Annotated in this window: 29 protein-coding genes; 19 read left to right on the top strand and 10 right to left on the bottom strand. The window is 61.1% G+C overall.

Annotation, left to right across the window (positions count from 1 at the left end):
- Positions 1–34 precede the first annotated feature (34 nt).
- From ACX3YF_RS15475 to ACX3YF_RS15510, 8 genes are all read left to right on the top strand, one after another.
- A complete protein-coding gene (locus ACX3YF_RS15475) occupies positions 35–1159 on the top strand; it encodes a protein-glutamate methylesterase/protein-glutamine glutaminase (protein ID WP_448647307.1) in 1125 nt (374 codons plus the stop codon).
- Positions 1159–1899: a flagellar motor protein gene (locus ACX3YF_RS15480; protein WP_130203775.1), complete on the top strand. Its 741-nt coding sequence runs from the start codon at positions 1159–1161 to the stop codon at positions 1897–1899. Before ACX3YF_RS15475 ends, ACX3YF_RS15480 begins: the two co-directional genes overlap by 1 nt.
- A gap of 15 nt (positions 1900–1914) precedes the next feature.
- Positions 1915–2805: a flagellar motor protein MotD gene (motD, locus tag ACX3YF_RS15485; RefSeq protein ID WP_130203774.1), complete on the top strand. Its 891-nt coding sequence runs from the start codon at positions 1915–1917 to the stop codon at positions 2803–2805.
- A 43-nt stretch (positions 2806–2848) separates the two neighbouring features.
- Positions 2849–3637 carry a ParA family protein gene (locus ACX3YF_RS15490; protein ID WP_130203773.1) on the top strand — a complete coding sequence of 263 codons (789 nt, stop codon included), beginning with the start codon at positions 2849–2851 and terminating at the stop codon, positions 3635–3637.
- Between the two features lie 126 nt (positions 3638–3763).
- Entirely contained in the window at positions 3764–4684 is a 921-nt protein-coding gene (locus ACX3YF_RS15495; RefSeq protein WP_448647306.1) for a chemotaxis protein CheW, read from the top strand.
- A 41-nt stretch (positions 4685–4725) separates the two neighbouring features.
- On the top strand, positions 4726–5211 hold the full coding sequence (locus tag ACX3YF_RS15500; RefSeq protein WP_007980742.1) for a chemotaxis protein CheW: 486 nt from the start codon (positions 4726–4728) through the stop codon (positions 5209–5211).
- The gene (locus tag ACX3YF_RS15505) at positions 5212–5607 is read left to right on the top strand and encodes a DUF2802 domain-containing protein (protein ID WP_103402497.1); all 396 of its coding nucleotides are present in this window, start codon (positions 5212–5214) and stop codon (positions 5605–5607) included. It abuts the gene before it with no gap.
- Positions 5608–6177: 570 nt separating this feature from the next.
- Positions 6178–6678, top strand: coding sequence for a hypothetical protein (locus ACX3YF_RS15510; RefSeq protein ID WP_448647305.1), 501 nt, complete (start codon positions 6178–6180; stop codon positions 6676–6678).
- 179 nt (positions 6679–6857) lie between these two features.
- On the opposite strand, the gene ACX3YF_RS15515 is transcribed toward ACX3YF_RS15510, so the two are convergent.
- Both ACX3YF_RS15515 and ACX3YF_RS15520 read right to left on the bottom strand, forming a co-directional pair.
- Positions 6858–7187, bottom strand: coding sequence for an EscU/YscU/HrcU family type III secretion system export apparatus switch protein (locus tag ACX3YF_RS15515; RefSeq protein WP_130203770.1), 330 nt, complete (start codon positions 7185–7187; stop codon positions 6858–6860).
- Positions 7184–8758, bottom strand: coding sequence for a flagellar hook-length control protein FliK (locus tag ACX3YF_RS15520; RefSeq protein WP_130203769.1), 1575 nt, complete (start codon positions 8756–8758; stop codon positions 7184–7186). Before ACX3YF_RS15520 ends, ACX3YF_RS15515 begins: the two co-directional genes overlap by 4 nt.
- Before the next feature lie 197 nt (positions 8759–8955).
- Here ACX3YF_RS15520 and ccmA point away from each other — a divergent pair, with 197 nt between their 5' ends.
- The 11 genes from ccmA (at position 8956) to phnN (ending at position 17150) form a co-directional block, all read left to right on the top strand.
- Positions 8956–9591 (top strand): cytochrome c biogenesis heme-transporting ATPase CcmA, encoded by a 636-nt coding sequence (gene ccmA, locus ACX3YF_RS15525; protein ID WP_130203768.1) that lies wholly within the window; start codon positions 8956–8958, stop codon positions 9589–9591.
- Positions 9588–10256 (top strand): heme exporter protein CcmB, encoded by a 669-nt coding sequence (gene ccmB / locus ACX3YF_RS15530; RefSeq protein WP_007980754.1) that lies wholly within the window; start codon positions 9588–9590, stop codon positions 10254–10256. The genes ccmA and ccmB overlap by 4 nt, the downstream gene beginning before the upstream one ends.
- Before the next feature lie 79 nt (positions 10257–10335).
- Complete coding sequence (locus ACX3YF_RS15535; protein ID WP_448647304.1) at positions 10336–11091, top strand: heme ABC transporter permease; 756 nt, start codon at positions 10336–10338, stop codon at positions 11089–11091.
- Positions 11088–11264, top strand: coding sequence for a heme exporter protein CcmD (gene ccmD / locus ACX3YF_RS15540; protein WP_007980758.1), 177 nt, complete (start codon positions 11088–11090; stop codon positions 11262–11264). Before ACX3YF_RS15535 ends, ccmD begins: the two co-directional genes overlap by 4 nt.
- Positions 11261–11716, top strand: coding sequence for a cytochrome c maturation protein CcmE (gene ccmE, locus ACX3YF_RS15545; protein ID WP_047531942.1), 456 nt, complete (start codon positions 11261–11263; stop codon positions 11714–11716). Before ccmD ends, ccmE begins: the two co-directional genes overlap by 4 nt.
- A gap of 3 nt (positions 11717–11719) precedes the next feature.
- Complete coding sequence (locus ACX3YF_RS15550) at positions 11720–13708, top strand: heme lyase CcmF/NrfE family subunit (protein ID WP_130203766.1); 1989 nt, start codon at positions 11720–11722, stop codon at positions 13706–13708.
- Positions 13705–14241 carry a DsbE family thiol:disulfide interchange protein gene (locus tag ACX3YF_RS15555; protein ID WP_130203765.1) on the top strand — a complete coding sequence of 179 codons (537 nt, stop codon included), beginning with the start codon at positions 13705–13707 and terminating at the stop codon, positions 14239–14241. Before ACX3YF_RS15550 ends, ACX3YF_RS15555 begins: the two co-directional genes overlap by 4 nt.
- Entirely contained in the window at positions 14238–14708 is a 471-nt protein-coding gene (locus ACX3YF_RS15560; RefSeq protein WP_047531936.1) for a cytochrome c-type biogenesis protein, read from the top strand. Before ACX3YF_RS15555 ends, ACX3YF_RS15560 begins: the two co-directional genes overlap by 4 nt.
- Complete coding sequence (gene ccmI / locus ACX3YF_RS15565; protein WP_047531934.1) at positions 14705–15907, top strand: c-type cytochrome biogenesis protein CcmI; 1203 nt, start codon at positions 14705–14707, stop codon at positions 15905–15907. Before ACX3YF_RS15560 ends, ccmI begins: the two co-directional genes overlap by 4 nt.
- A 14-nt stretch (positions 15908–15921) precedes the next feature.
- Entirely contained in the window at positions 15922–16329 is a 408-nt protein-coding gene (locus ACX3YF_RS15570; protein WP_130203764.1) for a hypothetical protein, read from the top strand.
- Positions 16330–16586: 257 nt separating this feature from the next.
- Positions 16587–17150 carry a phosphonate metabolism protein/1,5-bisphosphokinase (PRPP-forming) PhnN gene (gene phnN / locus ACX3YF_RS15575; protein ID WP_458974841.1) on the top strand — a complete coding sequence of 188 codons (564 nt, stop codon included), beginning with the start codon at positions 16587–16589 and terminating at the stop codon, positions 17148–17150.
- Between the two features lie 87 nt (positions 17151–17237).
- Here the strand turns inward: phnN and ACX3YF_RS15580 are convergent, their stop codons facing one another.
- The 8 genes from ACX3YF_RS15580 to hyi all read right to left on the bottom strand — a co-directional run bounded on the left by ACX3YF_RS15580 (position 17238) and on the right by hyi (position 26584).
- The gene (locus ACX3YF_RS15580; protein ID WP_448647303.1) at positions 17238–18443 is read right to left on the bottom strand and encodes an MFS transporter; all 1206 of its coding nucleotides are present in this window, start codon (positions 18441–18443) and stop codon (positions 17238–17240) included.
- A 449-nt stretch (positions 18444–18892) separates the two neighbouring features.
- Entirely contained in the window at positions 18893–19888 is a 996-nt protein-coding gene (locus ACX3YF_RS15585) for a sulfate ABC transporter substrate-binding protein (protein ID WP_130203762.1), read from the bottom strand.
- Between the two features lie 101 nt (positions 19889–19989).
- Positions 19990–20817, bottom strand: coding sequence for an ion transporter (locus ACX3YF_RS15590; protein ID WP_448647302.1), 828 nt, complete (start codon positions 20815–20817; stop codon positions 19990–19992).
- Between the two features lie 21 nt (positions 20818–20838).
- Positions 20839–21753: an urea transporter gene (locus tag ACX3YF_RS15595; RefSeq protein WP_448647301.1), complete on the bottom strand. Its 915-nt coding sequence runs from the start codon at positions 21751–21753 to the stop codon at positions 20839–20841.
- 162 nt (positions 21754–21915) lie between these two features.
- Positions 21916–23331 (bottom strand): pyruvate kinase, encoded by a 1416-nt coding sequence (gene pyk, locus ACX3YF_RS15600; protein ID WP_090324211.1) that lies wholly within the window; start codon positions 23329–23331, stop codon positions 21916–21918.
- The gene (locus ACX3YF_RS15605) at positions 23328–24602 is read right to left on the bottom strand and encodes a glycerate kinase type-2 family protein (protein WP_448647300.1); all 1275 of its coding nucleotides are present in this window, start codon (positions 24600–24602) and stop codon (positions 23328–23330) included. The genes pyk and ACX3YF_RS15605 overlap by 4 nt, the downstream gene beginning before the upstream one ends.
- 155 nt (positions 24603–24757) lie before the next feature.
- Positions 24758–25651 (bottom strand): 2-hydroxy-3-oxopropionate reductase, encoded by an 894-nt coding sequence (locus ACX3YF_RS15610; RefSeq protein WP_130203758.1) that lies wholly within the window; start codon positions 25649–25651, stop codon positions 24758–24760.
- Between the two features lie 150 nt (positions 25652–25801).
- Positions 25802–26584, bottom strand: coding sequence for a hydroxypyruvate isomerase (hyi, locus tag ACX3YF_RS15615; RefSeq protein WP_448647299.1), 783 nt, complete (start codon positions 26582–26584; stop codon positions 25802–25804).
- Between the last annotated feature and the right edge of the window lie 17 nt (positions 26585–26601).

Raw genomic sequence — 26601 nt, forward strand, 5'->3', positions numbered from 1 at the left:
GCGACTGAGCCTCGCTCTGTCTAACGGAGTGTTTATGGCAGTCAAAGTCCTGGTGGTGGATGATTCGGGGTTTTTCCGCCGCCGCGTCTCGGAAATTCTTGCAGCGGATTCGAATATCCAGGTCGTCGGTACGGCGACCAACGGAAAAGAGGCGATCGATCAGGCGCTGGCCCTCAAGCCGGACGTGATCACCATGGACTACGAGATGCCGATGATGGATGGCATCACGGCAGTGCGGCACATCATGCAGCGCTGCCCGACTCCGGTCTTGATGTTTTCTTCGCTGACCCACGAAGGCGCCCGGGTCACCCTGGATGCGCTGGACGCCGGCGCGGTGGATTTCCTGCCGAAGAATTTCGAAGACATCTCGCGCAACCCCGAGAAGGTCAAGCAACTGCTGTGCGAGAAGATTCTCAGCATCTCGCGCAGTAACCGACGCATCAGCACTTACGCCGCACCGCCACCGGTAGCGGCCCCCGCCCCGACACCCGCGCCTTCGAGCGTTGGCAGTTACAGCGGCAACGTGCCTGCGCGTCCGGCTCCGATTCCGGCTCGTGCACCTGCGCACGCGCCTTCGTCGCCTGCGCCAAAACGCAAGGCCTACAAACTGGTCGCCATCGGCACCTCCACCGGCGGTCCGGTTGCCCTGCAACGGGTGTTGACCCAGTTGCCGGCCAATTTCCCTGCACCGATCGTGCTGATCCAGCACATGCCCGCCGCCTTCACCAAGGCATTCGCCGAGCGTCTGGACAAGCTCTGCCGCATCAGTGTCAAGGAAGCCGAGGACGGCGACATCTTGCGTCCGGGCCTGGCGCTGCTGGCGCCGGGTGGCAAGCAAATGATGATCGACGGCCGTGGCGCGGTGAAAATCCTGCCGGGCGACGAGCGTCTGAACTACAAACCCTGTGTCGACATCACCTTCGGTTCCGCAGCCAAGTCCTACGGTGACAAAGTTCTGGCGGTCGTGTTGACCGGGATGGGGGCCGACGGCCGTGAAGGTGCGCGCCTGCTCAAGCAGGGCGGCAGTTCGATCTGGGCCCAGGACGAAGCCAGCTGCGTGATCTACGGCATGCCGATGGCCATCGTCAAGGCCGAGCTCGCTGACGCTGTGTATAGCCTCGACGACATTGGCCGGCACCTGGTCGAGGCGTGTGTCTGATGGACGTTCTCAGCCTGATCGGGATCATTCTGGCGTTCGTTGCCATCATTGGTGGCAACTTCCTCGAAGGCGGTCACCTCGGTGCATTGGCCAACGGCCCGGCGGCGTTGATCGTACTCGGCGGGACCCTCGGCGCGGCGTTGCTGCAATCCCCGATGAGTGCCTTCAAGCGCGCCATACAGATTCTGGCGTGGATTCTGTTTCCGCCGCGCATCGATCTGGCCGGTGGCGTCGACCGTGTCGTTAACTGGAGCCTCACCGCGCGCAAGGAAGGCTTGCTCGGGCTGGAAGGCATGGCTGACACCGAACCCGACAACTACTCGCGCAAAGGCCTGCAACTGTTGGTCGACGGTGCCGAACCCGAAGCGATCCGCAGCATTCTGGAAGTCGATTTCTATACCCAGGAAAGCCGTGACATCGAAGCCGCCAAGGTCTTCGAAAGCATGGGCGGTTACGCACCCACCATCGGCATCATCGGTGCGGTGATGGGCCTGATTCACGTCATGGGCAACCTGGGTGATCCGTCGCAACTGGGCAGCGGCATCGCCGTGGCCTTCGTCGCCACCATCTATGGCGTGGCCAGTGCCAACCTGGTGCTGTTGCCGATTGCCGCGAAACTTAAGTCCATCGCGCTGCGTCAATCGCGTTATCGCGAAATGCTGCTGGAAGGCATCCTGTCGATCGCCGAAGGTGAAAACCCTCGCTCCATTGAGTTGAAGCTTCAGGGCTTCATGGATTGATGGGGGTAATGAACGATGGCACGCCGTCGCCAGCATGAAGAGCATGTAAACCATGAACGTTGGCTGGTTTCCTACGCCGACTTCATCACCTTGCTCTTTGCCTTCTTCGTGGTGATGTACTCGATCTCTTCGATCAACGAAGGCAAGTACAAGGTTATTTCCCAAGCGCTGATCGGTGTCTTCACCGACGCCGATCGCTCCTTGAAACCGATCCCGATCGGCGAAGAACGACCGAAGACCGTGACTCCGGCCAAGCCACTGGTCCAGGACAGTGATCAGGTCGATGCCGGTGTCGCTGGCACCAGCGATCCACTCAAAAGCATCGCCGACGACATCAGTGCGGCGTTCGGCGACTTGATCAGCTCCAATCAGATGACTGTGCGCGGCAACGAGTTGTGGGTCGAGATCGAACTCAATTCCAGCCTGTTGTTCGGCAGTGGCGACGCCATGCCCAGCGACATCGCGTTCAACATCATCGACAAGGTCGCCGCGATTCTGAAGCCGTTCGACAACCCGATTCATGTCGAGGGTTTCACCGACGATCAACCGATTCGCACGGCGCAGTACCCGACCAACTGGGAACTGTCTTCGGCCCGTTCGGCCAGTATCGTGCGCATGCTCGCGATGCAGGGGGTAAACCCGGGTCGCCTGGCGTCGGTGGGGTACGGCGAATTCCAGCCAGTGGCCAATAACGCCACGGCAGAAGGCCGGGCGCGCAATCGTCGGGTGGTGCTGGTGGTGTCGCGCAATCTCGATGTGCGACGCAGCCTGACCGGCACGGGGACCGCTCATGCACAACCGGATGCGGCGTTGAAGCGTGCTGGCACACAAACTGCACCGACCCCGGTCAAGTCGCCGGGACGAGAGGGAGCCGTCAATTCTCCGTCACCCGCATTAACACGTTGAGCTATTTCTCGGTCGATCCAATCGGCCGGGAGGAACAATCCGAATGAGAGTCTGGGCAGTCGCCAATCAAAAGGGTGGTGTCGGTAAAACCACTTCCTCTATCGCTTTAGCCGGATTACTGGCCGAGGCGGGCAAGCGCGTGGTCGTGGTCGATCTCGACCCCCACGGCTCCATGACCAGCTATTTCGGTTACGACCCCGACACTCTGGAACACAGCAACTACGACCTGTTCCTGCACAAGGGCAGCGTGCCTGAGGGCTTGCCCGGCCAGTTGTTGCTGTCCACCAGCGACGAACGCATTTCCCTGCTGCCATCGAGTACGGCGCTGGCGACCCTTGAGCGTCAGTCACCGGGCCAGAGTGGCCTGGGCCTGGTGATTGCCAAGAGCCTGGCGCAGTTGTGGCAAGACTTCGACTACGCGGTGATCGACAGCCCGCCATTGCTGGGCGTGCTGATGGTCAATGCCTTGGCGGCGAGCCAGCAGTTGGTGATCCCGGTGCAGACCGAACACCTGGCGGTCAAAGGCCTGGAGCGTATGGTCAACACCCTGGCGATGATCAACCGGTCACGCAAACAGGCGCTGCCGTTCACCATCGTGCCGACCTTGTTCGATCGCCGCACGCAAGCGTCTATGGGCACGCTGCGTGTCCTGCGCGACAAATTCCCTGACGACATCTGGCAAGGCTACATTCCGGTGGACACGCGATTGCGCGATGCCAGCCGGGCAGGGCTGACGCCTTCGCAATTCGACGGGAAAAGCCGGGGCGTTCTGGCCTACCGTTCGTTGCTCAAGCATTTGCTGGCGGCGCAACTCGTTCCGCAGGTGGCGTGAGATGAATCCAGTCCCGGCAGGAGCGAGCTTGCTCGCGATGGACGACAACGATAACGCGGGCTTCCTGGGGATGCGCGGCGCTCATACCTTCATCGCGAGCAAGCTCGCTCCTGCAAGGGGGCAGCCATGAATCGGCCAGTGAAGACCACCTCGCGTCCGCAACTGGCGCTCCAGTCTTATCTGGACAGCTTGCTGATGGAGGCGACCGAAGAACTGCCGGTTGAAGTTCAAGCGCTTGCTGAAGTCGTCGAAGTTGTCGAAGCGATTGAAGTCGAAGCTGCGCTGGATGAGTTCCAGGCGGCCGTGCTCGAAGAACAGGCCCGTGATGCACAAAAAGCCGCCGTCGCTGCTGCCCCGGAACTGACACCTTCAGTGCTGAAGCCTGCAGTCGCCGTGCTCGAAGCACCGGCCCCCGTTCTGGCGCCGGTATCGACCATCGCGCCGTTGCTGCAGGCACTGGTCCCGCCACCCGATGAAATGCACCAAGCCTTGGTGCCGCCGGTCGTCGAAGTGCATCTGCCGCCGGCCAACACGCCGCCACCGGTGGAAACCGATGGTCGTCCGTCCTGGGCCGCCGAACCGTTCGAATGCCTGCTGTTCGATGTCGCCGGTTTGACCCTGGCGGTGCCGCTGGTGTGCCTGGGGTCGATCTACCCGCTGGCGGGGCATGAACTGACGCCGTTGTTCGGCCAGCCGGAATGGTTCCTCGGCATCCTGCCGAGCCAGGCGGGCAATCTGAAGGTATTGGACACCGCGCGTTGGGTCATGCCCGACCGTTATCGCGATGACTTCCGCCAGGGCCTGCAATACGTCATTTCGGTCCAGGGCTACGAGTGGGGGTTGGCGGTGCATCAGGTCAGCCACTCGTTGCGCCTGGACCCGAACGAAATCAAATGGCGCAGTCATCGTGGTCAACGGCCATGGCTGGCGGGCACCGTGATTGAACACATGTGTGCATTGCTCGACGTTTCCGCGCTGGCCGAGTTGATCGCCAGCGGTGGGGCCAGGCACATGGGCGGCAGCAAGCCGGCTCACAAACCTACATAACAGAACAACACCGCTAGGGCGGTTTCTTGAGGGGTCAGGGTATGAATGATAAGGCGACGGCGGCAAAGGGTTCCGAAGATCCGATCCTGCAATGGGTAACCTTCAAACTGGACAACGAAACCTACGGCATCAACGTGATGCGCGTTCAGGAAGTCCTGCGCTACACCGAAATCGCTCCGGTTCCGGGTGCACCGAGCTACGTGCTGGGCATCATCAACCTGCGCGGTAACGTGGTCACCGTGATCGACACCCGTCAGCGCTTCGGCCTGATGAACGCCGAAATCAGCGACAACACCCGTATCGTCATCATCGAAGCCGACAAGCAAGTGGTCGGGATCATGGTCGACAGCGTGGCCGAAGTGGTTTACCTGCGTCAGTCGGAAATCGAAACCGCGCCGAACGTGGGTAACGAAGAGTCCGCCAAGTTCATTCAAGGCGTGTGCAACAAGAACAACGAACTGCTGATCCTGGTCGAACTCGACAAGATGATGAGCGAAGAAGAATGGTCGGAACTGGAGAGTATCTGATTGATTCTTGAGGTGGCGGTCATTGTCCTGTTCCTGTTTTGGGCAGGCACGCTGGCAATGTTTCTGGCGTACATTCGCGGTCAGCGGCTGATTGCCGCGCAACAGGCCCAGAGTGATGCGCTGCGCGATCAGCGCATCAAGGAGCTGGCCAAGCGCGTCGATAATTACCAGAACGGCAGCGTGCGCATGGGCGAAGACCTGCACGAACTGCGCGCGATCGTCGCGCCTTTGCCGGACAAACTGGCCCAGCTGGAACAGCGCGACCCTTCCAGCCTGTCGTTCGCCCAGGCGGCACGACTGGTTGGAATGGGCGCCAGTGTCGACGAACTGACCCAGTCCTGCGGCTTGACCCAGGCTGAGGCGGAGTTGATGAGCAAGTTGCACAAGAGCAGCTAGTAACCTGTAGGAGCGAGCCCGCTCGCGATGGACGTTAACGATGACGCGGGCTGTCTGAATCAACGCGTCGTGCCTGAGTCCATCGCGAGCAGGCTCGCTCCCACAGTGGTTTCAGGCCGGTCACAAAATCGGTGTTCACCGAAAATCAAATGTAGGAGCGAGCCTGCTCGCGATGGGCGTTAACGGTGACGCGGGCTGTCTGAATCAACGCGTTGCACTTGAGTCCATCGCGAGCAGGCTCGCTCCTACAGTGGTTTCAGGCCGGACAAAAAATCGGTGTTCACCGAACATCAAATGTAGGAGCGAGCCTGCTCGCGAAGGACGTTAACGATGACGCGTGCTTTCTGAATCAACGCGTTGCACTTGAGTCCATCGCGAGCAGGCTCGCTCCCACAGTGGTTTCAGGTTGGGCAAAAAATCGGTGTTCACCGAAAATCAAATGTAGGAGCGAGCCTGCTCGCGATGGACGTTAACGATGACTCGAGCTTTCTGAATCAACGCGTTGCACTTGAGTCCATCGCCGTTTTTCAACGACGCTTGGTTGAGTGAATTGCAATGCCAGGGAGGCATATGTACGACATTTTGCGTGGTACACCGCTGTGGGTTTACGCGGTCTTTTTTATCCTGACTTATTACGGAGTTCGCGCCTGTTTCAAAAGTCATGAATCGAAGAGGTCGTTGCAGTTCACTCCGGCGGTATTTGTCGCCATTTCCCTGGTTTCGTTGAATTTCTCCCAAGACGCTGCAATCCCGCTCTCGATATATGTGCTGGGGATGCTGGCAGGCTTCGTTCTGGCACTGCGCTTTTATTCGTACAAAGGCGTAGTACGCGATGGAGAACGTCTAGTGCTGAATGGCACCGCCAAGGTGCTACTTGTGTATTGGGGGTTCTTTGCCTGGCGTTACTACAGCGGATATCAAGAGGCCATGTACCCGGAACTCGTTGATGGCGTGTCGGCGGTAGCAACGTCCGCACTGGCGTCAGGCATCATCAACGGTCTGATCGTTGGTCGCAGTCTCAGGCTTTTGCGTTTTTTCAAGGCCGATACCGATGCAAGGGTGCCGTTGTAGGAGCGAGCCTGCTCGCGAAGGACGTTAACGATGACGCGTGCTTTCTGAATCAACGCGTTGCACTTGAGTCCATCGCGAGCAGGCTCGCTCCCGCAGTGGTTTCAGGCCGGTCACAAAATCGGTGTTCACCGAAAATCAAATGTAGGAGCGAGCCTGCTCGCGATGGCGTCCTCGAAGCCTCAATAATCATCCCCGCGTTCAGTGACATCCTTCTCGACCATGGGCGCGTCCGGAATGTGTCCGGCCGGGAACTTGCCCTTCAGATTCCACGCAAACGCAATGATCTCGGCAATCGTCAGATAGAGCTCCTGCGGAATGCTGTCCCCCAATTCCATGCGCGCCAACAATTTCACCAGCTCGGCGTTTTCGTAGATCGGCACTTCATGGTCGCGAGCGATCCGCAGGATTTCTTCCGCGAGTTCTTCATCGCCCTTGGCGGTGAGGGAAGGGGCGTGGGTGCCGTCGTATTTGAGGGCGATGGCCTGGCGTGGGGCGTTGGGGTTTTTCATGCGTTTTCGTCGACCCAGCGTTGTTCGAGGCGGGTTTGGGGGCCTTGGGGTGGTGTGCCGAGGTGGCAGTCGAGATCGCCGACGTTCAGGCCGGATGCCAGCAAACGTTCGCGCAATGCCGACAGGTTGCTTTCGATCAGGCTGGCGGTGTAGGGCCGTTCGGCCCACAGTTGGCTCGACAGGCTGCCTTTGATCAGCTGTGCCTGAACCAGCAGCGGCCCCAAGGGTTCCATGTTGAATGCCAGGTCGACGCGCCACAGTTGCTGTCTGGGTTCGCGTTCGTCGCGGCGTTCCTGTTGCGATTCTTTTTCGGGGGCTTCTTCTCGTTGGAACTTGACCTGCAACGGCACAATGTCCTGCAGGTTGCGCATCGGGATTTCCAGTTGCCAGGTGCTCACCAGGCGCCCGTCGGCGGTCACGCCGGTCTGTTCCAGGCTCGACAACTGATGGCTTTGAAGGCGTGAAACCGCAGCGGCGGCCAGGCGCAGCAGATGTTCGAGGTCATCTTCACCTTCGGGATTTTGCAGCAGGCGTTCGGGTAACGGGAAACTGGTCGGCGGCGGTTTGGCGCTGACCTGGCCGAGCATGCCCAGGGCATTGCGCACGAAATTCGGCATGGCCTGGACCAGCGTATTCGCCGCGATAATCGCGCTGAGGTTGGTGTTGGCTTGAGGCCCTGGCGTCAATTGCGCGATCAGCTTCAGCAGGTCGGCCTTCAGGTCAGGCGCCAGTGTCGGGTTCTGCCCGGCCAGCAGCTTGGTCTCGAGGAACGTACCGCTGTTGAGTAACGCCTGGGCCAGGCCTTTGGCCGTACTCAGTTGCTGAACATCGGGCAGGCCGGCAAGCAGCCGTGAAGCGGCGGAGCGCAGATCGACGGAGGTCTGGTCGGAATCCGGCAGGTCTTGCAGGAGTTTGAGCAAACCGTCCAGCGAGCCTTGGCGACTTTGCTGGTCGACCAGTTGTTGAGTCACCGCCAGTTGTTCCTGACGACTGCTCAAGGGCACGAATTTCAGTGCCTGAGTGTCTTGCACCTGTGCGCTCAGCAGGGTGCCGATGCGCAATGGTTGCGGGCTGTCGATGCTGAGGGTGCTGCCACTCAGGACGGTATTGAGCAGGCTCACCATCGAGCGAAACACCGCTGGTTGGCCAGGCACCTGCGGCAACGCCTGGGAGGTCAGCACTTTGCCTTGCAGCAGCGTGCCGACCGGCAGTTGCGCCGTGTCGATACGGGTGAGGGTGGCGACGCTGGAGGCAATGGCTTGTTGCACGGTGACCGCCAGGTTGCTCGCCGACGGCTGAGTGACCACCATGCGGGTGCCTTGGGCCATCGGTTGGTCGCTGGTGGCCTGGACGGTGGTCTGACGGCCGCTGTCGAGGGTGACCTTGAGCAGCAATTGAAAAGTCTGATCCGCCTGCTTGAGCGACAGCACTTCGGCCGTGGCGGTCTGGCCAGCGGTGATCAGGCCCTCCATCGGCGTCAGCAGCTTGATCAGCTCGCCGCTGACCGTCAGCGGACGTGTGGTCGCCGGCATGGTCTGCGGTAGAGGGGGCGTGTTCAATTCGACTGTCATACGCGGTCACAACCTTGGGAAAATGCGCTCTTTAGAGTAGGAAATGGCATGTATAATGCCGCCCCGTTGTCTACAGGGCGGCCGAAACGTAGAAATATTTGACCCAGCTCTCTGGTTCGGGCTGCCAATACCTTTATTCTGCCTCTCTTTAACGGCCGTGCCAGAGCCGACTTGAACCGTATAAGGCCCTTGAACCCTTGATCAGTCCTGTCCTGCAAACCGTTGCCCTTGCCTGTGAGCGAGACCTTCGGCTGCTCTTCGAAAATCTCGATTTGAGACTGGCCAGTGGCGAAATGGTACAGATCAGCGGTCCCAATGGCAGTGGCAAAACCAGCTTGCTACGCCTGCTTTCGGGTCTCATGCAGCCGACCGACGGTCAGGTTCTGCTCAACGGTCAGCCGCTTGACGAACAACGTACGGAGCTGGCGCGTAATCTGTTGTGGATCGGCCATGCCGCGGGGATCAAGGACCTGCTGACCCCGGAAGAGAATTTGAGCTGGCTCTGCGCACTGCATCAGCCGGCCTCCCACGACGCGATCTGGCAGGCCCTGGCCACTGTCGGATTGCGCGGTTTCGAAGATGTTCCCTGTCACACCCTGTCCGCTGGCCAGCAACGCCGTGTGGCGCTGGCCCGGTTGTACCTGGACTGTCCACCGCTGTGGATCCTCGATGAGCCGTTCACCGCCCTCGACAAGCAGGGCGTGGCGCAACTCGAAGAGCACCTGGCTGCGCATTGCGAGCGCGGCGGCGTAGTGGTATTGACCACACACCACTCCCTGAGCCGGATGCCGGCCGGTTATCGCGACATTGATCTGGGGAAATGGGCCGTATGAGTGTTTTCGGCCTGTTGGTCGCCCGTGAGGCCCGTCTGCTGTTCCGCCGTCCGGCGGAGTTGGCCAATCCGCTGGTATTCTTCGCCATCGTCGTTTCGTTGTTCCCCTTGGCGGTGGGACCCGAGTCTCAATTGTTGCAAACCTTGTCTCCGGGACTGGTCTGGGTCGCAGCCCTTTTATCGGTTTTGCTCTCGCTGGACGGGCTTTTCCGCAGTGATTTCGAAGATGGATCACTGGAACAGTGGGTCCTTTCGCCGCACCCCCTGGCTCTTCTGGTTTTGGCCAAGGTGCTGGCACACTGGGCGTTTTCCGGCCTGGCACTGGTTTTGCTCGCACCCTTGCTGGCTTTGATGCTCGGTTTGCCTGCCGCCTGTCTGCCGGTGTTGCTGCTTTCTTTATTGCTGGGTACACCGGTGCTGAGCCTGCTCGGTGCGGTGGGCGCGGCCCTGACGGTGGGTTTGAAGCGCGGCGGCCTGTTGCTGGCGTTGCTGATACTGCCGTTGTACATCCCGGTGTTGATTCTTGGCAGTGGCGCCTTGCAGGCGGCCTTGCAAGGCATGCCGGCGACCGGTTATCTCCTGTGGCTTGGTAGCCTGACCGCCCTGGCGATAACCCTGACACCTTTTGCAATAGCTGCTGGCCTGAAGATCAGCGTCGGCGAATAATGAGGTCTGGTTAAAAAATAACCAGTAAAGACCCTTTGGCTGACTCGTGATAACGAGCGGCAACCGTGATGGAAACAGTATGAACTGGACGTGGTTTCACAAGCTCGGCTCGCCCAAGTGGTTCTACGGCATCAGCGGCAAAATGCTGCCATGGCTGAGTGTCGCGGCGTTGCTGCTGATCGGTGTTGGCGTGGTCTGGGGCCTGGCCTTCGCACCGCCCGACTACCAGCAGGGCAACAGTTTCCGGATCATCTACATCCACGTTCCGGCGGCCATGCTGGCGCAGTCCATCTATGTGATGCTGGCCGTGTGCGGCATCGTCGGGCTGGTCTGGAAGATGAAACTGGCCGACGTCGCCCTGCAATGCGCGGCGCCCATCGGCGCCTGGATGACCGCCGTGGCACTGGTCACCGGCGCGATCTGGGGCAAACCGACGTGGGGCTCGTGGTGGGTCTGGGATGCCCGACTAACGTCCATGCTGATTCTGCTGTTCCTGTACTTCGGTCTCATTGCGCTGGGCAATGCGATCAGCAATCGTGAGAGCGCCGCCAAGGCGTGCGCGGTGCTGGCCATTGTCGGTGTGATCAACATCCCGATCATCAAGTACTCGGTGGAGTGGTGGAACACCCTGCACCAGGGCGTGACCTTCACCCTCACCGAAAAACCGGCCATGCCCGCCGAAATGTGGCTGCCATTGCTGCTGACGGTGCTGGGTTTCTATTGTTTCTTCGGTGCGGTGTTGCTGCTGCGCATGCGCCTCGAAGTGCTCAAGCGCGAGGCGCGGGCCACTTGGGTGAGGGCCGAAGTGGAAAACAGCCTGGAGGTCGTTCGATGAGTTTTGCTTCATTCGGCGACTTCATCGCCATGGGCCATCATGGCCTGTATGTCTGGTCAGCCTATGGCATCTGCCTGGCGGTTCTGGCCCTCAACGTGGCGGCGCCGATCCTGGCCCGCAAGCGGTATCTGCAACAAGAGGCGCGTCGTCTGCGCCGGGAGAACGGCAAGTGAATCCCCTGCGTAAAAAGCGTCTAATCATCATTCTCGGGATCCTGGTCGGTGTCGGCGCTGCCGTCGGCCTGGCCCTGAGCGCCCTGCAGCAGAACATCAATCTGTTTTACACCCCGACCCAGATCGCCAACGGCGAAGCCCCCCATGACACGCGCATCCGCGCCGGCGGCATGGTCGAGAAGGGGTCGCTGCAACGTTCCAGCGACTCCCTGGACGTGAAGTTCATCGTCACCGACTTCAACAAGTCCGTCACCATCACCTATCGCGGCATCCTCCCGGACCTGTTCCGCGAAGGGCAGGGCATCGTCGCCCTGGGCAAACTCAACGCCGACGGCGTGGTGGTGGCCGATGAAGTGCTGGCCAAGCACGATGAGAAATACATGCCACCGGAAGTGACCAAGGCCCTCAAGGACAGTGGTCAAACCGCTCCAACACCTGCGAAGGAGGGTTGACCCATGACGTCCGCAATCTTCATCCCGGAACTGGGCCACCTGGCCATGATCCTGGCACTGTGCCTGGCGCTGGTTCAGGCCGTGGTGCCGTTGCTCGGTGCCTGGCGCGGCGACCGCTTGTGGATGAGCCTGGCCCAGCCCGCCGCCTGGGGCCAGTTCGCCTTTCTGGTATTCGCCTTTGGTTGCCTGACCTACGCCTTCATGACGGACGACTTCTCCGTCGCCTACGTGGCCAGCAACTCCAACAGCGCGTTGCCCTGGTACTACAAATTCAGCGCCGTGTGGGGCGCGCACGAAGGTTCGTTGCTGCTCTGGGCGCTGATCCTCGGCGGCTGGACCTTCGCGGTGTCGGTGTTCTCCCGGCAGTTGCCGCAAGTGATGCTGGCGCGGGTGCTGGCGGTCATGGGCATGATCAGCACCGGTTTCCTGCTGTTCCTGATCCTCACGTCCAACCCGTTCTCGCGGATCCTGCCGCAGATACCGGCGGACGGCCGTGACCTGAATCCATTGTTGCAAGACATCGGCCTGATCGTGCACCCGCCGATGCTGTACATGGGCTATGTCGGCTTTTCCGTGGCCTTCGCCTTCGCCATTGCCGCATTGCTCGGCGGTCGTCTCGATGCTGCGTGGGCTCGTTGGTCGCGCCCCTGGACCATCGTGGCCTGGGCGTTCCTCGGTATCGGCATCACCCTGGGCTCGTGGTGGGCCTACTACGAACTCGGTTGGGGCGGCTGGTGGTTCTGGGACCCGGTGGAAAACGCTTCCTTCATGCCGTGGCTGGTGGGCACTGCGCTGATTCACTCGTTGGCGGTCACGGAAAAGCGTGGCGTGTTCAAGAGCTGGACCGTGTTGCTGGCCATCGCCGCCTTCTCGCTGAGCCTGCTGGGGACCTTCCTGGTGCGTTCCGGGGTGCTGACCTCGGTGCACGCCTTTGCGTCCGATCCCGAGCGCGGCGTGTTCATCCTGATTTTCCTGTTGTTTGTGGTCGGTGGCTCGCTGACGCTGTTCGCCCTGCGCGCACCGGTGGTCAAGAGCCAGGTCGGCTTCAACCTCTGGTCGCGGGAAACCCTGCTGCTGGGCAACAACCTGGTGCTGGTGGTCGCGGCTTCGATGATCCTGTTGGGCACCTTGTATCCCTTGGTCCTGGATGCGATGACCGGCGCCAAGCTGTCGGTCGGCCCACCGTATTTCAACGCACTGTTCATTCCGTTGATGGCGTTGCTGATGCTGGTGATGGCGGTCGGCGTGATCGTGCGCTGGAAAGACACCCCGGTGAAATGGCTGGCAGGCATGCTGACCCCGGTGTTGCTCGGCAGCACCGCGCTGGCTGTGGTGGCCGGTGTCGCGTATGGCGACTTCAACTGGGCGGTGCTGGCGACCTTCCTGCTCGCCGCTTGGGTGTTGCTGGCCGGTGTGCGTGACATCTTCGACAAGACTCGCCACAAAGGCCTGATCAAAGGACTGCCGACCCTGACCCGCAGTTATTGGGGCATGCAGCTGGCGCACCTGGGCATCGCGGTCTGCGCCCTCGGCGTGGTGCTGTCGAGTCAGAACAGTGCCGAGCGCGACCTGCGCCTGGCGCCCGGCGAATCGATGGACCTGGCCGGTTATCACTTCATCTTCGAAGGCGCCAAGCACTTCGAAGGCCCGAACTTCACGTCTGACAAGGGCACCATCCGGGTGATCCGCGACGGTCGGGAAGTCAGCGTGCTGCACCCGGAAAAACGCCTCTACACCGTGCAGAACTCGGTGATGACCGAAGCCGGGATCGACGCCGGCTTCACCCGTGACCTGTACGTCGCACTGGGTGAACCGCTGGGCGATGGTGCCTGGGCCGTGCGCGTGCACGTCAAGCCGTTCGTGCGCTGGATCTGGTTCGGCGGCTTGCTCACCGGCCTGGGTGGTGTGCTGGCGGCGCTGGATCGACGGTATCGGGTCAAGGTGAAAAGCCGAGTGCGTGAAGCACTGGGCATGTCGGGAGCCACTGCATGAGACGCTGGTTGATGCTGTTGCCACTGGTGATTTTTCTGGTGGTCGCTGTTTTCCTGTATCGCGGTCTGTACCTGGACCCGGCCGAGTTGCCCTCGGCCATGATCAACAAGCCGTTCCCGGAGTTTTCCCTGCCCGCGGTGCAGGGCGACAAGACCCTGACCCGCGCCGACATTCTGGGTAAACCGGCGCTGGTCAACGTGTGGGGCACCTGGTGCATTTCCTGCCGGGTCGAGCACCCTGTGCTGAACAAACTTGCCGAGAAGGGCGTGGTGATCTACGGCATCAACTACAAGGACGTCAATGCCGACGCCTTGAAGTGGCTGAACGAATTCCACAACCCCTACCAGCTCGACATCCGTGACGACGAGGGCACGCTGGGTCTGAACCTCGGTGTCTATGGCGCTCCGGAAACCTTCTTCATCGACGCCAAGGGCATCATCCGCGACAAGTTCGTCGGCGTGATCGACGAGCAGGTCTGGCGCGAAAAACTGGCGGCCAAATATCAGGCGCTGGTCGACGAGGCCAAGCCATGAAGCGCTGGATCGCTGCCGTCATTTTGGGTTTGAGCCTGGTCGGTGTGGCGCAGGCGGCCATCGACACCTATGAGTTCGCCAAGGAAGGTGATCGCGAGCGTTTTCGCGAGCTGACCAAGGAGTTGCGTTGCCCCAAATGCCAGAATCAGGACATCGCCGACTCTAACGCCCCCATTGCTGCCGACCTGCGCAAAGAGATTTTCCGCATGCTTGGCGAGGGCAAGGACAACCAGCAGATCATCGATTTCATGGTTGATCGCTACGGTGACTTCGTCCGTTACAAACCCGCTCTCAACGCCAAGACTGCACTGCTCTGGTTCGGCCCGGCCGGTCTGCTGCTGGGCGGTTTTGTGATCATCGCGGTGATCGTCCGCCGTCGTCGCGTGCAACGCGCCGCCACCCCGGGCTCGCTATCTGCCGAGGAGCGCGAGCGCCTCGACCACCTGTTGGATAAAAACCAAGAATGATTGATTTCTGGCTCGCTGCAGGTCTGCTGCTTCTGGTGGCCCTGAGTTTTCTGCTGATCCCCGTTCTGCGTAGTCGTCGCGCCCAGCTCGAAGAGGATCGTACCGCCCTGAACGTGGCGCTGTATCAAGAGCGCGTGGCTGAGTTGCAGACTCAGCAGGAAGAAGGCGTGCTCGATGCGGCGCAAATGGATGCCGGTCGCGCCGAAGCCGCCCGTGAATTGCTCGCCGACACCGAAGGCGTCGCCGCGCCACGGGTGTCGCGCCTGGGCAAGCCGGCACCGTTGCTGGCAGCGGTCCTGGTGCCGGTGCTGGGCCTGGGTTTGTACCTGCATTTCGGTGCCAGCGACAAAGTCGAGCTGACCCGGGAATTCTCCCAGCCACCGCAGTCGATGGAAGAGATGACCCGGCGTCTGGAGCGCGCGGTCGCGGCGCAGCCCGATTCCGCTGAAGCCTTGTATTTCCTCGGTCGTACTTACATGACCCAGGATCGTCCTGCCGATGCCGCGAAGATTTTCGAGCGCACCGTGAACCTGGCCGGTCGTCAGCCGGAACTGCTCGGTCAATGGGCTCAGGCCCAGTATTTCGCCGATGGCAAGCAGTGGTCGGAGAAAATCCAGGCACTGACTGACGAAGCGCTCAAGGCTGATCCGAAAGAAGTCACCAGCCTCGGGCTGCTGGGTATCGCGGCTTTCGAAGGTCAGCGTTATCAGCAAGCCATCGATTACTGGAATCGCCTGTTGGAGCAATTGCCGCCGGACGACCAATCCCGCGTGGCGCTGCAGGGCGGCATTACCCGCGCCACCGAGAAACTGGTGGCCAGCGGCGGCAAGGTGGCCGAGGCGCCCGCAGCCAAACCGGCTGCGCGACTCAAGGTTCATGTGGACCTGGCGGCCGAGCTGAAAGGCAAGGTCCAGCCGGGCGACAGCGTCTTCATCTTTGCTCGCGCCACTTCAGGCCCACCCGCGCCGTTGGCGGCCAAGCGCCTGACCGTGGCCGACTTGCCGGCAACCGTCGAACTCGGCGATGCCGATGCAATGATGCCGCAGTTGAAACTGTCGAACTTCCCTGAAGTCCAACTGGTTGCGCGCATCTCCCGTGCCGGTCAACCGACGGCAGGTGAGTGGGTCGGTCGCAGCCAGCCTTTGGCCAGCAGCACCACCGCGCCGCAGACACTGACCATCGACAGCCCGGACAAATAACAGGAAACGCCACCATGACCGCCATCGCTCGTATCACCTTGCTCAGCGTTGTTTTGGGGCTGAGCGCTTGTGCGGTCCAACGGCCACCCGAACATCAGACCCCGTCACCGATCCCGTCGTCGCAGCCGGGCACCAAGCCGGCGCCTTCGACCGCACCGGGTAAATCGACCACCCCGGCCAAACCCGCGAAACCGCTGCCACGTACCTCGGCCAGCTTCGCGCCACCGCCGGGTGGCAACAGTCATTGGGACCCGAAACTGGGTGTCTATGTGCTCGATGATCAACCGAACACGTTCTACCGCCAGCGCACCTACTACCGCTGGGATAACGGCTGGAGCCGCTCGATCAGCCCGAAAGGGCCGTGGGAAGAGACGGATATCCACGGCGTGCCGGGCGGTTTGGGGCGGCAATTCGGGCAGTGACGCAAAGGCGACCTTCGGGGTCGCCTTTTTTGTGCGGCCTGCTGGCGACGACAGGGCGTCGGACGACTTCAACGCCGGATGGACGGAGCCCCGAACACCGTGCGCGGCGGATTGCACTGGAGTAATGTGGCGGCCTTCGACGCGACGGCTTGGGTTGAACAGTCGTGGCGAGCATGCACGGGTTTCGCGTGCAGCCCTTTGTCCGGACGGGCTGCCGTGGGTACAACGAGTCAGGCGACATGCAGGAAGGTATTTTGATGGCGGGCAGGTTGATCTATCTCATCGGTCCTTCCGGCTCAGGCAAGGACAGCCTGCTGGAGGCCGCACGAGCACGGCTTGCCGAACGTGGCTGTCGAATCGTACGGCGGGTCATCACTCGCTCGGCGGAAGCGGTGGGGGAATCGGCGCTGGGTGTCAGCATGCAACAGTTCGCCGAAATGGAGGCCCAGGGCGCCTTTGCCCTGAGCTGGCACGCTAACGGCCTGGCCTATGGCATTGCGCGCGACATCGACGACTGGCTGGCGGCAGGGGAGGACGTGCTGGTCAATGGCTCTCGCGGGCACCTGCAGAACACTCGCGAGCGTTACCCCGACCTGATCGTGCTCTTGCTGACCGTGGATCTGGCCGTGTTGCGCCAGCGCCTGCTGGCGCGCGGGCGTGATTCGGTGGTCGAGATCGATCGCCGACTGGCCCGCAATGCCCGTTTCAATGAGCGCTTGCTGGCCGATAGCGAGCCCGCCGTGCATCTGCTCGACAACTCCGGCCCGCTGGATTACACGGTTGAACGTCTGCTGGTCTGCATCGACAAATCAGGCGCGTGAGCCCGGTGATCTTGGCGCAGGTCGGGTCAATTCAGAGCTCTTTTGTCAGCAAGCCCTGACGGTGCCATTGGCCAACTCCGTGGCCATTCAGGCCATGGCCGGGAAAGGTTGTTTTGACACCGTCAAAAACCGCAGTAACGCCAACAGCGGAAACGCACTGCCCACCACCACGATCCACAACCAGCCACCCTGTTCGTACACCAGGCTCGCCACCGACGAACCGAACGCACCGCCGATGAAGATGCTGGTCATGTACAGCGCATTGAGTCGGCTGCGGCTTTTGGCGTCGAGGGCGTAGACCGCGCGTTGGCCGAGGACCATGTTCATCTGCACGCAAAAATCGAGTACCACACCGGTCACCGCCAGACCGATCACGCTGTAGGCCGGATGGATGAAGGCCGGCAGGAAGCTCAGGCTGGCGAACAGCAGGGCCAGCAAGGACGCGACGCGGGTGTGGCCGGCATCGGCCAGGCGACCGGCGATGGGCGCGGCGATGGCGCCGATGGCACCGACCAGCGCAAAGATCGCGATCTGGCTTTGCGACAGGCCATGGTTGCGCGCCAGCTCCAGTGGCACCGCGGTCCAGAACAGGCTGAACGTGGCGAACATGCATCCCTGGTAAAACGCACGCTGACGCAACACCGGTTGCTTGCGCAACAGCGTCCACAGCGAGCCCAGCAACTGGCCGTAAGAAGCACTGTGGTCAGGCTGGCGTTTGGGGATGGTCAGGGCCAGTACGATGCTGATGGCGACCATCAACAGCGCCGCGATGACAAACATCGCCCGCCAGCCGAAATGGTCCGCCACCACGCTGGACACCGGCCGCGCCAGCAGAATCCCCAGTAGCAGGCCTCCCATGATCCCGCCGACCACACGACCGCGAGACTCTTCCGGCGCCAAATGCGCGGCCAGTGGAATCAGGATCTGCACCGACACCGAACTGAAGCCCACCAGCAGCGAAATCAGCAAAAACACGTTCGGCTGATCGGTAAATGCCGCGCCCAGCAGACTGGCAATCGCCACCACCGTGGTGATGATCATCAGCCGACGGTTCTCCAGTAAATCACCCAGTGGTACCAGGAAGAACAGGCCCAGCGCATAACCGATCTGGGTCAACGAAACGATCAGGCTGGCCATGGTGTTGGTCAGGCCGATGTCCGGGGCGATCAGGCCGATGATGGGTTGCGCGTAGTAAATGTTGGCCACGATGGCGCCACAACAGAAAGCGAACAGCAGCACCATGCCTCGGGTCATTGTTGCGGTGCCGTGGGACGCCTGGGTCGTTGGGTTCATAACGTGTCTCGCTGAACAAGAGGGAATGCGCGCAGGCTAATGGCCTGATGGGTACGGCGGAAGAGTGATTGGAGTGATACCACTCATTTCATTGCGGAATGAGTGACGGGATCATGTGCCGTCGGCCCGTGAACCTTGCGTCGAAATCTTGAGGCCTGATGATACATTCACTTACATCCTGTTCGATAGCATGCTTATGTTCGCTGCTTCACTTCGTTAACGTTCATTAGTGGAAGTCACGTCCATGACTTTCTGCGGCAATTTCAGCGGAAATGGCAAGCCCAACAGGAGCGAGTTTTTTCGCGAAGCTCGTTAACGATTATGTGTAAATCCGGATGACCAGTGGCGCACTTGGGTTTTTCGCGAGCAGGCTCGCTCCTACAGTGGTTTGGTGTTGCATGACAAAAAAGGCGACCTGTTGAGGTCGCCTTTTTCATTACCGCCAGGGTTTATTGCGCATAAATCTGATCGAAAACCCCACCATCATTGAAGTGGGTTTTCTGCACGGTGCGCCAGTCGCCGAAGGTCTTCTCTACCGACAGGAAGTCGACTTTCGGGAAACGGTCGGTGTACTTGGCCAGCACGGCCGGGTCACGCGGGCGCAGGTAGTTGGCGGCGGCGATTTCCTGGCCTTCCGGCGACCACAGGTACTTCAGGTACTCCTCGGCGGCGGCGCGGGTGCCTTTCTTGTCGACGGTTTTGTCGACCACCGACACCGGCGGCTCGGCTTCGGCGGACACGCTTGGGTAGATGACTTCAAACTGGTCGCGGCCGAACTCGCGGGCGATCATTTCCGCTTCGTTTTCGAAGGTCACCAGCACATCGCCGATCTGGTTGGTCATGAAGGTGGTGGTTGCGGCACGACCACCGGTATCGAGCACTGGCGCCTGTTTGAACAGTTTGCCGACGAAGGCTTTGGCCTTGTTCTCGTCGCCGCCGTTCTTCAGCACGTAGCCCCACGCCGACAGGTAGGTGTAGCGGCCATTACCCGAGGTTTTCGGGTTAGGCACGATCACCTGCACGCCATCCTTGAGCAGGTCCGGCCAATCCTTCAGTGCTTTGGGGTTGCCCTTGCGGACGATGAACACGGTGGCCGAGGTAAACGGTGCGCTGTTGTTCGGAAGGCGCGTCACCCAGTTGTCCGGGACCAGTTTGCCGTTGTCCGCCAGGGCGTTGATGTCGGTGGCCATGTTCATGGTGATGACGTCAGCCGGCAGGCCGTCGATGACCGAACGCGCCTGTTTGCTGGAGCCGCCGAAGGACATCTGCAGGGTGATGTTTTCGTTGTGTTCGGCTTGCCAGTGTTTCTGGAACGCAGTGTTGTAGTCCTTGTAGAAATCGCGCATCACGTCGTAGGAAACGTTGAGCAGGGTCGGTGCGGCCTGAGCCACACTGGTCAGTGCCAGGCCAGCGGCCAGAAGTGAGGCGCCAAAGAGTTTTTTCACTGCGCAATCCTTGTTCTGAAAGTTGTTTTTAAAGTTGAGGCAATTTGCCAGCGACTATAGCCGGGCGCGCATAGTCCTTTAAAGATTAAAAAGTACTTTGCTTATTCCATTTTCTTGAACAATGCATTGCCGCAACGAGAGCAGAACGCGGCGTCGGGTTCATGGCTTTTTTTCCGGCACACAGGGCAATCGTGGTCAAGGTTTTCACCCCGCATGGCGTTGGCCAGTTCAGCGGTGAATATGCCGGTCGGTACGGCGATGATCGAGTAACCGGTGATCATCACCAGCGAGGAAACCACCTGCCCCAGCGGCGTCTTCGGCACGATATCGCCGAAGCCTACGGTGGTCAGGGTCACGATAGCCCAATAGATGCCTTTGGGGATGCTGGTGAAGCCATTTTGCGGGCCTTCGATCACGTACATCAGCGTACCGAACACCGTCACCAGCGTGCAGACGCTGACCAGGAACACCACGATTTTCTGCTTGCTGCCGCGCAGGGCGGACATCAGGTAGTTGGCTTGTTTCAGGTAAGGGCTGAGCTTGAGTACGCGGAAAATCCGCAGCATCCGGATGATTCGGATAATCAGCAGGTACTGCGCATCGCTGTAATACAACGCGAGAATGCCGGGCACGATGGCCAGCAGATCCACCAGGCCATAAAAGCTGAAGGCGTAGCGCAGCGGTTTGGGCGAACAGTACAGGCGCAGGCCATATTCGATGGCGAAGATGACCGTGAAACCCCATTCGATATACGCCAGCATATCGGCGTAGTTCTGGTGCACCGCATCGATGCTGTCGAGCATCACGACCACCAGGCTGGCGAGGATGATCAACAGCAGAATGCCGTCGAAACGCCGACCGGCCTTGGTGTCGGTCTGGAAAATCATGACGTAGAGTTGTTCACGCCAATTTTTAGTGCTGCTGTCCATGGATAACGCCTGACTCGAGAATCAACGCAGCCTAGGTCGATTCTCCCCGGGAGCGCAAGGCACAGAGGCATCCATGGCGTTGCCGAACACTTGAGCCACCGAACGGACCAGCCAGCCGGCGAGGATGAACGGCGCGGTCAGCGTGGGCAGACCGATCGTGGCAAAGATCGGTGTCAGCAGCAGCGCTAACGCAATGCCGACCACTGGCAGCCACGGCGGCTGGCGCTGCGTGCTGAAGGCAAGGGCGACGAGCACGGCGTTATGGCCACCGAGGCCGAGCAGGGCGGTATAGAAGTCATGGTGCAGCAGGCTCCAGCCCATGCCCGCGACAGATGCCAACAACGCCCAGCAGAATGCGCGACGGTCAGCCATCAGCAAGCCGGCGGCGATGATCGCACCGGCCAGCGGCTGACCGAGGAACATCACCTGACCCAAGCCTTTGAGTGGTGCAGCGAGCATGTTCAGCGTGTTGATTTCGATCAAATGCGCCTGGGTCGAGGGCGTAGCAAAGCACAGCAACACCCAGCTCAAGATCACGAAGGGTGCGGTGTAGGCGGGCAGGCATTGGCTGAGCCGGGCACGCTTGAGCCACTGTTGGGTGAGCATCGCACTCAGCCCGCCGCAGGCGATGATCACCAGCGGCAGCATGGCCGACCAGGGGAAATAGAGGCTCAGCAACAACCCGAGCAAAACGCCGTTGTAACTGAACAGCCCGGCCTGGCGATCGGCCTTGGCGTAGCCACGACGTTGCGCGGTGAGCAACCCGGCGACGCCGCCGAGCAGCGCGCCGCCGAGCAGGGCGGGTGCGGTAAACAGAATGGCGAGCAGGCACAGCAGACCGAACAGCGGATGACGCTGGAGGAATATCTGACTGAAGCCATTGAGCAAGGCCGTCGCCCAATCGGGGCAATGGGTGTTGAAGTGGTTGGCAGGCATGGCAGTTCTGAAAGTCAAAGGGAGCGAGTCGGTCGAGCGCGACCCCGGCTGATCGCCAGCAGGCTGGCTCCCACACCGAATCTCAGTTCAATTTTGATTCCGTGATCGACACAAAACCAATGTGGGAGCCAGCCTGCTGGCGATGAGGCCGGCATGGGCGCTCTAGATCAACGTCTCGATGCGCAACGAGTTAGTCGACCCCGGTTGCCCGAACGGCACACCTGCCGTGATCAACAACGTGTCGCCACGCTGGGCCATGCCCTGGGCCTGGGCGATTTCCAGCGCCGTCGAGCAGACTTCATCGACCTGGCGCAGGCGATCGTTGACCACCGAGTGCACGCCCCACGCCACGCTCAGGCGACGGGCGGTTTGCAGGTTCGGCGTCAGGTTGAGGATCGGCACCGTCGGCCGCTCCCGTGCCGCTCGCAGGGTCGACGCGCCAGACTCGCTGTAATTGACCAGGACCGCCACCGGCAGCACATTGCTGATGCGACGGATCGCGCAACTGATCGCATCGGAAACGGTCGCTTCGGCTTTCGGCCGGCTGACGTCCAGCTGGGTCTGGTAGTCCGGGCCGTTTTCCACCTGACGGATGATCTTGCTCATCATCTGCACGGCTTCCAGCGGGTATTCACCGGAGGCGGTTTCCGCCGACAGCATCACCGCGTCCGCACCTTCGGCCACGGCGTTGGCCACGTCTGTGACTTCGGCGCGGGTCGGGGCCGGCGAGAAGCGCATCGATTCGAGCATCTGGGTGGCCACCACCACCGGTTTACCGAGCTGGCGACACGTGCTGATGATGTTTTTCTGGATCTGCGGCACGCTTTCGGCCGGCACCTCCACGCCGAGGTCACCGCGGGCAACCATGATCGCGTCGCTCAACTCGGCGATTTCCCGCAGTTGGGTGACCGCCGATGGTTTTTCGATCTTGGCCATCAAGAACGCTCTGTCGCCGATCAGGGCGCGGGCTTCGCGGATGTCGTCCGGACGTTGCACGAACGACAGGGCCACCCAGTCCACACCGAGTTCGAGACCGAAGCTCAAGTCGCGGCGATCCTTGGCGGTCAACGGGCTCAGGTCGAGCACCGCTTGCGGCACGTTCACCCCTTTGCGATCCGACAGTTCGCCGCCATTGAGCACGGTGGTGTCGATGGCGTCGGCGTACTTGGTGACCACCCGCAGGCGCAACTTGCCGTCGTCCAGCAGCAGGTCCATGCCCGGCTCCAGCGCGGCGATGATTTCCGGGTGCGGCAGGTTGACCCGGCGCTCATCGCCCGGCGTGGTGTCAAGGTCCAGGCGCAGGGCCTGACCGCGTACCAGTTGCACCTTGCCCTCGGCGAACTTGCCGACCCGTAGTTTCGGGCCTTGCAGGTCCATCAGGATGCCCAGCGGATAATTCAGCTGGCGCTCGACTTCACGGATCCACTGATAGCGCTGGGCGTGGTCGGCATGATCGCCGTGGCTGAAGTTCAGGCGGAAGATGTTGACCCCGGCCTGCACCAGCTCGCGGATGTCGTCGATTCCGTCGGTGGCAGGTCCGAGGGTGGCGAGGATTTTGACCTTTTTATCAGGCGTCATGGTTTTGGGCTCTCGAGAATCAGAATGGCGCGGAAGTCGTTGACGTTGGTGCGGGTCGGCTCGGTGACGATCAGTGCGTCCAGCGCCTCGAAGTAGCCGTAACCATTGTTGTTGTCCAACTCGTCACTGGCGCTCAAGCCGAGGGCGGCGGCACGCTCGTAACTGTCCGGGGTCATGATCGCGCCGGCATTGTCTTCGGAGCCGTCGATGCCATCGGTGTCACCGGCCAACGCGTAGACACCGGGCAGGCCCTTGAGGCTGTCGGTCAGGCTGAGCAGGAATTCCGCGTTGCGTCCGCCCCGGCCATTGCCGCGCACGGTCACGGTGGTTTCGCCACCCGAGAGGATCACGCACGGCGCCGGCAATGGCTGCCCATGCAGGACCACCTGGCGGGCGATGCCGGCGTGGACTTTGGCCACCTCGCGGGATTCACCTTCAAGGTCGCCGAGAATCAGCGGGCTGAAGCCGGCCTGGCGGCATTTCACGGCGGCTGCCTCCAGCGATTGTTGCGGGCGGGCGATCAACTGGAAATGACTGCGGGCCAGGCTTGGGTCGCCGGGCTTGACCGTTTCCGATTCCGGGCTTTGCAGCCAGGTGCGCACGGACGGCGGAACTTCGATGGCGTAGCGCTTGAGAATCGCCAGCGCCTCGGCCGACGTGCTCGGGTCGGCCACGGTGGGGCCGGAGGCGATGACCGTGGCGAGGTCGCCCGGTACATCGGAAATCGCGTAGGTATAGACGGTGGCGGGCCAGCAGGCCTTGCCCAGGCGCCCGCCCTTGATCGCCGAGAGGTGCTTGCGCACGCAGTTCATCTCGCCGATGGTCGCGCCGGATTTGAGCAGGGCTTTGTTGATCGACTGCTTGTCGGCCAGGGTGATACCGGCGGCGGGCAGGGCGAGCAACGCGGAACCCCCGCCCGAGAGCAGGAAGATCACGCGGTCGGCTTCGGTCAGGTTGCTGACCAGTTCAAATACCCGTTTGGCCACGGCCTGGCCGGCTGCATCCGGTACCGGGTGCGCGGCTTCGACCACTTCGATTTTTTCACAGGGCGCGCCATGGCCGTAACGCGTCACGACCAGGCCGGACACTTCACCCTGCCAGCGGCGCTCGACCACCTGGGCCATGGCCGCCGCGGCTTTGCCGGCACCGATGACGATCACCCGACCGCTGCGATCTTTGGGCAAATGGGCTTCGAGGACTTGCTGCGGATGGGCAGCGTCGATGGCAGTGGCGAACAGCTCGCGCAGGAATTGTTGCGGATCGACCGACATGGCGGGCTCCCGAGAATTCTTGTTATTCGAAAGGGCAACTCAGATTCCTTGTGGGAGCGAGCCTGCTCGCGAAGGCGGTGTGTCAGCCAACATGGATGTTGAATGTGCAACCGCTTTCGCGAGCAGGCTCGCTCCCACAGGGATTTGTGCAGGCTTTATTTTTTGTCGCGAATCGAGAAGTTCGCCATGTGCTCCAGGCCTTTGATCAGTGCCGAGTGATCCCAGTTGCTGCCACCGATGGCCGCGCAGGTGCTGAACACTTGCTGGGTGTTGGCGGTGTTCGGCAGGTTGATGTTCAGCTCCTTGGCGCCTTGCAGGGCCAGGTTCAGGTCCTTCTGATGCAGGCTGATGCGGAAGCCCGGATCGAAGGTGCCCTTGATCATGCGCTCGCCGTGTACTTCGAGGATCTTCGAGGAGGCGAAACCGCCCATCAGCGCTTCACGCACCTTGGCTGGATCGGCACCGTTTTTCGAGGCGAACAGCAGGGCTTCGGCCACGGCCTGGATGTTCAGGGCCACGATGATCTGGTTGGCCACTTTCGCGGTTTGACCGTCGCCATTGCCACCGACCAGGGTGATGTTCTTGCCCATGGCCTGGAATAGCGGCAAGGCACGTTCGAAGGCATCGGCGTCGCCACCGACCATGATGCTCAGGGTTGCAGCCTTGGCACCGACTTCACCGCCGGACACCGGCGCGTCGAGGTACTGGGCGCCTTTCTCGTTGATCCTGGCAGCGAAAGCCTTGGTGGCGGTCGGCGAGATCGAGCTCATGTCGATCACGATTTTGCCTTTGCCAACGCCGGCGGCAACGCCATCGGCGCGGAACAGCACGTCATCGACCTGCGGGGTATCCGGCACCATGACGATGATGAATTCGGCTTCCTGGGCCACTTCTTTCGGGTTCGCCAGGGTAACGGCGCCAGCGGCGACCAGGTCGGCAGGCGCGGCGTCGTGGTGCGCCGACAGGAACAGGCTGTGACCGGCTTTCTGCAGGTTCGCCGCCATTGGGTGGCCCATGATGCCGGTGCCGATAAATCCGATTTTAGCCATGAGAAAATCCTCTTGTTTTTGTCTTGCTCAAGCAAATAGGGAACTGCTTTTTGTGGGAGTGAGCCTGCTCGCGATAGCGGTGTGCCAGGCAACATAGATGTTGAATGTGCCGGCCTCTTCGCGAGCAGGCTCGCTCCCACAGGATTTGTGTCAGATCGCGTTATGGGTTTTCAGCCAGCCCAGGCCTGCTTCGGTAGTGGTCAACGGCTTGTATTCGCAGCCGACCCAGCCCTGATAGCCGATGCGGTCCAGGTGTTCGAACAGGAAGCGGTAGTTGATTTCACCGGTGCCTGGTTCGTGACGCCCCGGGTTGTCCGCGAGCTGCACGTGGTTGATCTCGGCCAGGTGCGATTGCAGGGTGCGGGCCAGATCGCCTTCCATGATTTGCATGTGATAGATGTCGTATTGCAGGAACAGGTTGGCGCTGCCGACCTGCTCGCGAATCGACAGGGCTTGCGCCGTGTTGTTCAGGTAGAAGCCGGGGATGTCGCGGGTGTTGATCGCTTCCATCACCAGTTTGATGCCCGCCGCCTGCAGCTTGTCGGCCGCGTACTTGAGGTTGGCGACGAAGGTTTTTTCCACGGTGGTGTCGTCTATGCCTTGTGGGCGAATTCCGGCCAGGCAGTTGACCTGGGTGTTGCCCAGTACTTGTGCGTAAGCGATCGCCAGGTCGACACCGGCGCGGAACTCTTCGACCCGGTCCGGCAGGCAGGCAATGCCGCGTTCGCCCTTGGCCCAGTCACCGGCCGGCAGGTTGAACAGCACTTGGGTCAGACCGTTGGCGTCGAGCTTGGCCTTGATTTCGGCGGAGCTGAAGTCGTACGGGAACAGGTATTCCACGCCAGTGAAACCGGCCTTGGCGGCGGCTTCGAAGCGGGCGAGAAAGTCCTGTTCGGTGAACAGCATGGACAGGTTGGCTGCGAAACGCGGCATGGTGGTCTCCTGTAAAT

It is taken from the genome of Pseudomonas fluorescens group sp. PF-69, assembly GCF_054481235.1.

Bases quoted from the DNA above. Each gene is read 5' to 3' on its own strand.
- ACX3YF_RS15475 (WP_448647307.1), top strand. From the start codon at position 35: ATGGCAGTCAAAGTCCTGGTGGTGGATGATTCGGGGTTTTTCCGCCGC.
- ACX3YF_RS15480 (WP_130203775.1), top strand. From the start codon at position 1,159: ATGGACGTTCTCAGCCTGATCGGGATCATTCTGGCGTTCGTTGCCATC.
- motD (WP_130203774.1), top strand. From the start codon at position 1,915: ATGGCACGCCGTCGCCAGCATGAAGAGCATGTAAACCATGAACGTTGG.
- ACX3YF_RS15490 (WP_130203773.1), top strand. From the start codon at position 2,849: ATGAGAGTCTGGGCAGTCGCCAATCAAAAGGGTGGTGTCGGTAAAACC.
- ACX3YF_RS15495 (WP_448647306.1), top strand. From the start codon at position 3,764: ATGAATCGGCCAGTGAAGACCACCTCGCGTCCGCAACTGGCGCTCCAG.
- ACX3YF_RS15500 (WP_007980742.1), top strand. From the start codon at position 4,726: ATGAATGATAAGGCGACGGCGGCAAAGGGTTCCGAAGATCCGATCCTG.
- ACX3YF_RS15510 (WP_448647305.1), top strand. From the start codon at position 6,178: ATGTACGACATTTTGCGTGGTACACCGCTGTGGGTTTACGCGGTCTTT.
- ACX3YF_RS15515 (WP_130203770.1), bottom strand. From the start codon at position 7,187: ATGAAAAACCCCAACGCCCCACGCCAGGCCATCGCCCTCAAATACGAC.
- ACX3YF_RS15520 (WP_130203769.1), bottom strand. From the start codon at position 8,758: ATGACAGTCGAATTGAACACGCCCCCTCTACCGCAGACCATGCCGGCG.
- ccmB (WP_007980754.1), top strand. From the start codon at position 9,588: ATGAGTGTTTTCGGCCTGTTGGTCGCCCGTGAGGCCCGTCTGCTGTTC.
- ACX3YF_RS15535 (WP_448647304.1), top strand. From the start codon at position 10,336: ATGAACTGGACGTGGTTTCACAAGCTCGGCTCGCCCAAGTGGTTCTAC.
- ccmD (WP_007980758.1), top strand. From the start codon at position 11,088: ATGAGTTTTGCTTCATTCGGCGACTTCATCGCCATGGGCCATCATGGC.
- ACX3YF_RS15550 (WP_130203766.1), top strand. From the start codon at position 11,720: ATGACGTCCGCAATCTTCATCCCGGAACTGGGCCACCTGGCCATGATC.
- ACX3YF_RS15555 (WP_130203765.1), top strand. From the start codon at position 13,705: ATGAGACGCTGGTTGATGCTGTTGCCACTGGTGATTTTTCTGGTGGTC.
- ACX3YF_RS15560 (WP_047531936.1), top strand. From the start codon at position 14,238: ATGAAGCGCTGGATCGCTGCCGTCATTTTGGGTTTGAGCCTGGTCGGT.
- ccmI (WP_047531934.1), top strand. From the start codon at position 14,705: ATGATTGATTTCTGGCTCGCTGCAGGTCTGCTGCTTCTGGTGGCCCTG.
- ACX3YF_RS15570 (WP_130203764.1), top strand. From the start codon at position 15,922: ATGACCGCCATCGCTCGTATCACCTTGCTCAGCGTTGTTTTGGGGCTG.
- phnN (WP_458974841.1), top strand. From the start codon at position 16,587: ATGGCGGGCAGGTTGATCTATCTCATCGGTCCTTCCGGCTCAGGCAAG.
- ACX3YF_RS15580 (WP_448647303.1), bottom strand. From the start codon at position 18,443: ATGAACCCAACGACCCAGGCGTCCCACGGCACCGCAACAATGACCCGA.
- ACX3YF_RS15590 (WP_448647302.1), bottom strand. From the start codon at position 20,817: ATGGACAGCAGCACTAAAAATTGGCGTGAACAACTCTACGTCATGATT.
- ACX3YF_RS15595 (WP_448647301.1), bottom strand. From the start codon at position 21,753: ATGCCTGCCAACCACTTCAACACCCATTGCCCCGATTGGGCGACGGCC.
- pyk (WP_090324211.1), bottom strand. From the start codon at position 23,331: ATGACGCCTGATAAAAAGGTCAAAATCCTCGCCACCCTCGGACCTGCC.
- ACX3YF_RS15605 (WP_448647300.1), bottom strand. From the start codon at position 24,602: ATGTCGGTCGATCCGCAACAATTCCTGCGCGAGCTGTTCGCCACTGCC.
- ACX3YF_RS15610 (WP_130203758.1), bottom strand. From the start codon at position 25,651: ATGGCTAAAATCGGATTTATCGGCACCGGCATCATGGGCCACCCAATG.
- hyi (WP_448647299.1), bottom strand. From the start codon at position 26,584: ATGCCGCGTTTCGCAGCCAACCTGTCCATGCTGTTCACCGAACAGGAC.